The following is a 2,598-nucleotide window of genomic DNA, read 5'->3' on the forward strand; positions in this document are numbered from 1 at the left end:
TGATCATCAGTCAACATTTCTTTCTGCATAAATGTTAGCTGGAAAATCGGATCGTCGGGAATATTTTGCCAATCTATCAATTCTTCTATTATATAGTTGTTTGCACGGAAGGGAAGAATGTTAGAGACAACTTTAATAACAAATCTCTGTCTTTCTGAAAGATTTTGTAATTGAGGGATGTTGCCTATATCCCTTAATCCGTAAAATTTCATCTTTTTTGGGGTAATCATGCTTAACATCCTTTATTTAATGATTAAATACTTAACTGCTGTAAATTGAATAAATGGTCGAGTGTAAGCAAGTTTGAAAAACTAAACTAAAAAAAGTAAAACTCGTATTCGGTTTTCGAGTTGAGCACAAGCAGTAAATTTGAATATAAAAAATTTAGTAAATAAATCAAGTAGGAAAGAAAGGGATTCTAAGGAAAGTGTGTTTATGAATTCTTTTGCAGCAATTTAAAATAAAAAAAGCGGCGAAGTACCGCTTAATTATTCATAACAATTTTGAATCTCTGTAACTTATTTAATTTCAGTTACTTTGCTAATGTCGTCAATTCTCACAAATTTTTCATTGAATTTGTACGTGCCTTTTGCTGTTTTAACGCTTTTAATCAATTTTACGCTAACACCAGCCACTTTTGACTTTAATTTAGATTTATCAGCAAACGATTGTTGTTTAGCCATTTTAAATTACTCCTGTGAATTTTGGCCTCAAATATATAAAAGAATAAATATAAATAAAAGGAAGAATTTGGGCAGATAAAAAGTCGAAACGGTAGTGGAGGGTCTCAGATTCTCCACTACGACAAAGCGATCAGATCAAATCTGCAAATTCAGCGCCGGCAACATTTATTAAATCTTCAGGAGACAGGCAAACCTGTAAACCTCGAACACCTGCGCTCACAAAAATTTTATCGAATATTTGTGCAGTTTCATCTATATAAGTTGGAAAACTCTTTTTCATCCCGATTGGCGAACAGCCGCCGCGGATATATCCTGTTGTTGTCTGCAAATCCTTCAACTTTAACATTTCAATTTTTTTATTTCCACTTTCGATTGCAGCTTTTTTTAAATTCAGCTCTGCAGTAACAGGAATACAAAACACGCACACGCCGGTTTTATCACCAATTGCAACAAGAGTCTTAAAAACTGAATCCGAATCCGCGCCAATTTTTTTTGCAACAGTAATTCCGCTCAAATCATCTTCGTTTACCTCGTATTGGTGAATTTTGTGAGGAATGTTTTTTGATTCGAGAATTCTTATTGCATTGGTTTTTGACATTTCAGCGAAACAATTAGTTGCTTTTAGAGAATTTTAATTCTTCGTATTTCATATCGTAATTTTCGCATTTAAGCAAAAATTTTGTGTAATCATTTTGTGGGTAATCGAAAATTTCCTTAGTAGTACCACTTTCGGCTATTTCCCCGTTATACATCACAATAATTCTATCAGCAAGTTTTTTCAGAAGCTTCAGATTATGTGCGACACAAATCATCGTCAGGCCGAATTCAACATTTATTTTCTTGAAAAGATTTAAAAGAATTAACTGCGAATCAGCATCCTGGGCCGAAAAAGGTTCATCAAGAATAAGCAGCTCCGGTTTTGCTGCGAGAATTCTTGCAAGAGCGGCTCTTTGTCTTTCGCCACCGCTAAGTTCAAATCCCTTCCTGTTTCTAAGGTCATTATTAAAGCCAATCAAATCGAAAATTCTTGTCTTTTCAATTTCCAGGGATAACTTATCCTTGCTGTTATGCAAAATAGATTCTCCGACTATATCATCTACTTTCCGCAAAGGATTTAGTATGTCGCTATTATTCTGAAACAACAATTGGATGGGATTAGCTTTTGCGGCATTTCTATCTTCCCCAAAGTTTAAATGGATTATTCCGCTAGTTGGTTTATTTATACCCGCTATAATTTTTATAAGAGTGGTTTTACCCGAGCCGGATTCACCAGTTATTCCGACAATTTCTTTTTCCCTAATGGCAAAGTTTATATTTTTAAGTATTACTTTTTCTATTCCGGCATTAAATAATCCCTGGGATTTTACGGAATATTTCAGATCATTTATCTCAAGCAGATTATTCATATTTGCGTTTGTTCCTTTGCATCTTAGAACTTATAGTAATTAAAGCAATTCGAAAAAAATAAATAATGAATTATAGCTGAGAAAGTACCCCGTTTACAAGATAAGCAATTTCATCGGATGCTTTTTCAGCAAATGAAATATCCTGAGTAACCAGCAATACAGAGTTTTTGTTACGCCGTGTAAACTCTTTTAATTTCAGCAAAAATAAATTTGCAATTGCAGAATCAATTCCTGACGTTGGTTCGTCTAAAATTATAATTTCCGGGTGGCTGAGAAGTGCGAGGATAAAACTAATTCTTTGTGCCATACCACCGCTTACTTCGTAAGGATACATTTTATAAAGGCTTTTTAAATCAGGGAGCAAAAAATATTCTGTCAATTCTTCAATTTCTGATTTGTCTTTTGCCAGCAAATCGAAATAATATCTAATAGTTTTTAAGTGGTCGAAACTATTCATCGTATCCTGGAATACATACCTGACTTTTTCTTTCCTGAAAATTCTTAATTCT

Annotated in this window: 4 protein-coding genes and 1 pseudogene; all 5 read right to left on the reverse strand. The window is 33.7% G+C overall.

Going from position 1 to position 2,598, the window contains the following annotated elements; translation table 11 throughout:
- A pseudogene (locus ACYC56_RS14950) lies at positions 1–230 on the reverse strand (lysine 2,3-aminomutase); the annotation flags it as partial.
- Between the two features lie 288 nt (positions 231–518).
- Entirely contained in the window at positions 519–683 is a 165-nt protein-coding gene (locus ACYC56_RS14955; protein ID WP_461374967.1) for a hypothetical protein, read from the reverse strand.
- A 130-nt stretch (positions 684–813) separates the two neighbouring features.
- Positions 814–1,281, reverse strand: a complete 468-nt coding sequence (ybaK, locus tag ACYC56_RS14960) for a Cys-tRNA(Pro) deacylase (protein WP_461374968.1) — start codon at positions 1,279–1,281, stop codon at positions 814–816.
- A gap of 13 nt (positions 1,282–1,294) precedes the next feature.
- Positions 1,295–2,089, reverse strand: coding sequence for an ATP-binding cassette domain-containing protein (locus ACYC56_RS14965; RefSeq protein WP_461374969.1), 795 nt, complete (start codon positions 2,087–2,089; stop codon positions 1,295–1,297).
- A 70-nt stretch (positions 2,090–2,159) separates the two neighbouring features.
- On the reverse strand, positions 2,160–2,598 hold a 439-nt coding region (locus ACYC56_RS14970; RefSeq protein WP_461374970.1), incomplete at its 5' end, for an ATP-binding cassette domain-containing protein.

The sequence above is a fragment of the Candidatus Aquicultor sp. genome (assembly GCF_054640775.1).

Coding starts and splice junctions, on each gene's coding strand:
- ACYC56_RS14955 (WP_461374967.1), bottom strand. CDS start 683: ATGGCTAAACAACAATCGTTTGCTGATAAATCTAAATTAAAGTCAAAA.
- ybaK (WP_461374968.1), bottom strand. CDS start 1,281: ATGTCAAAAACCAATGCAATAAGAATTCTCGAATCAAAAAACATTCCT.
- ACYC56_RS14965 (WP_461374969.1), bottom strand. CDS start 2,089: ATGAATAATCTGCTTGAGATAAATGATCTGAAATATTCCGTAAAATCC.